The organism is Caballeronia sp. (assembly GCF_049581465.1).
In the GTDB taxonomy this organism is placed as follows: domain Bacteria; phylum Pseudomonadota; class Gammaproteobacteria; order Burkholderiales; family Burkholderiaceae; genus Caballeronia.
The window spans coordinates 1-2,400 of sequence record NZ_JBAUSA010000350.1; the positions used below are offsets into that span (position 1 = coordinate 1).

Genomic DNA, 2,400 nt, shown 5'->3' on the forward strand with positions numbered 1-2,400 from the left:
TCGTCGAAGTTGCGGAATTTTTCGGAGTATCCCTCGACGCAATTGAAGCGTTTATGCTGGCTCAAGACGTAGACTCGGCCGCGCGAAGATCCGACAAGCTGGAAAGTGAAATCGTTGAACTCATCGAACGCCTTGGGCAATACCCCAAGATAGGCCGCCTTGCAGACTTTTACTCAGTCACATCCGAGGCCTCACAAGCCTGGCTTCACCAAGTCGGCCAACTGGCCGTGCAAGCTGGATTGCAAGAGTTTCGAGAATGCGTTCTTTCTTCGTTCCTCGTCCTGTACGCGTGCTCCGAGACGCGTGTGATGCTGCTGTCCATCCGTCACGAGCGGGCAGCCAAGTACGGACGGGACGCCGAGTGAGGCCCCGATCGCATTGCTAAAGGCTGAGAGGCGCACCCACACCTAGTGGCTGGTGCCTTATATTTGACATAACATAATTTATCAACGTCAGTGGTACCTAAAGAAGTGTTGCGGATTTCGCCTCGCTGTCATGGATTCGACGCAACAGCTTCATATCATTTGGCACCTTTTTACCGTTGCGTCGATCGATGACTTTCCTCCAGTTATCGGATTCGCTGGTTCCGGGCCGACTGAGAAGCGTCACCCTGGTCGGTGAGTCTGCAATTCCACGATATTGGGCCAACGTCTGGCTGATCATGTCGATGGGCCATCTGGCCGAATCGACCCAAACTGGCAAGCTTCGGTACATCGAGGACCTTTACCAGCACGCGGACCGGATTCTGGGACCAAACGGTCTCGACGATGCGTTTGCTGGCGTCGATGATGGCGCGCTGGCCGACGTTCTTGAGTCGTGGTTTGTCTCGATCCGGAATCGGCCGCGAGCCACCCGAGCCGACGAGCTGCGCTGGCATGCCGGCCTCGGGTTTGTGACGGACGTGGTGACATGGCGTTCCAAGAGCCGAATTCCGGATGATCGCCTGCGAGGCATCGAGGCGCGCTTGCACAGGCTTTCGACCTTATACAGCCAATTGCATGTGCGGAAAACCAGTCAGGTTGAAACCGTCCGCTCATTGCCAGCATCCGTCGTGGAGGCGCTTTACGATCTGCTGGACCCGGAGTCGAGTGGGAATCCGTTCACGCGTGCGAAGACCCGCTGGCGCATTTACATCGCCTTCGTGCTGATGTTGCATCAAGGACTGCGGCGTGGCGAGTTGCTGCTGCTTACAGCCGACTGTGTAAAGTCCGGCTTTGACAAGAAAAGGCAAACACCGCGTTATTGGCTCAATGTGCAGGAGAACGAATATGAGGACGGCGAAGCCGATGAGACGATCGACTCGCGGTACTCGAAGCCAAGCATCAAAACAGTCCATTCTGTCCGACAGATTCCTGTCAGTGGGCTAACGGCTCAGCTGGTCCAGACCTACGTTGAAAACTATCGCGGCCGCCCGAGCCACCCCTTCCTGCTTAATTCATATCTTGGCAACCCGCTCGCGACTGAATCGCTGACAAAAGCGTTTCGCGAAGTCTCGAATGTGTTGCCCGAGCCGGTACGTCGTGAATTGAGCGATCGCTGTGGCAAGGATTCCGTTATGCCGCATGACCTGCGTCACACAAGCGCTGTCGTGCGCTTACATCAACTGCTGGATAGCGGTGACGCGATGGATGAGGCACTGCAGAAGATGCGAGCGTTCTTCGGATGGTCAAAGAAATCGTTGATGCCCTCACGCTACGCGCGGGCTGTGTTCGAGGACCGGCTAGCGGGCGTGTGGAATGACAGTTTCGATGACCGGGTAGCGTTGCTACGCGCCATCCCGAAAGGGCTCTGACCATGCAAGTGCCCCGCAGCATCGGCGTTGCGGATGTCGCTCGCGAGGCCGGAGATCTGATCGCCGACGTGGTCTCGCGACTTCCAGCGCTTCCTCCCATCATCCGCTACTACGACGAATTTGATGACGCTACCCGCTCGATCACTTCGCCCACGGACACGGTGGTATTCGAACTGTTGATATATGGGCGGCTGCACAGGCTGGACTTCGATCGTTGTCCAGGCGCATATGGCATGCTGGTGAAGCAGCTCTTCTTGTTTCTGCTAGGCAAAGGACTTCATGTCGTTTCCGCCTTCAAGGCAGCCAGTGGAGCGATGCACTTCTCGGTTCCCGAAGTCGAAAGGCTGGTCGACGCCGGCCCGCACAAAATCGGTCGTGAATGGGCCGTCATGCGCGCTCGCGACTTGCCTCAGGATGCGTACCGGTACTGTCACATTGTTTATGGTCGAGCGAGTGAAGACGTTAAATATCAGTATTCCTGATTTATGCGGCAAGGCGATCCAGCATTGAGTTGCCGGTCACGGTTTCCCACGCGTCAAAAGCCTGTGTGCGCGCCTGCCGCTTGTCTTGTGCGTTCGCGTTGTAACGGCAGTGCATGAACAGGTTTG

At 56.5% G+C, this 2,400-nt stretch carries 3 protein-coding genes; all 3 read left to right on the top strand.

The annotated features are described in order from the left end of the window. The coding region (locus WCA53_RS08795; RefSeq protein WP_423908078.1) for a hypothetical protein at window positions 1-365 on the top strand (365 nt) is incomplete at its 5' end. Window positions 366-553: 188 nt separating this feature from the next. Beyond that, window positions 554-1,792, top strand: a complete 1,239-nt coding sequence (locus tag WCA53_RS08800) for a site-specific integrase (protein ID WP_423908080.1) — start codon at window positions 554-556, stop codon at window positions 1,790-1,792. Window positions 1,793-1,794: 2 nt separating this feature from the next. Beyond that, complete coding sequence (locus WCA53_RS08805; protein WP_423908082.1) at window positions 1,795-2,274, top strand: hypothetical protein; 480 nt, start codon at window positions 1,795-1,797, stop codon at window positions 2,272-2,274. The last annotated feature ends 126 nt before the right edge of the window (window positions 2,275-2,400 follow it).

Bases quoted from the DNA above. Each gene is read 5' to 3' on its own strand.
- WCA53_RS08800 (WP_423908080.1), top strand. From the start codon at position 554: ATGACTTTCCTCCAGTTATCGGATTCGCTGGTTCCGGGCCGACTGAGA.
- WCA53_RS08805 (WP_423908082.1), top strand. From the start codon at position 1,795: ATGCAAGTGCCCCGCAGCATCGGCGTTGCGGATGTCGCTCGCGAGGCC.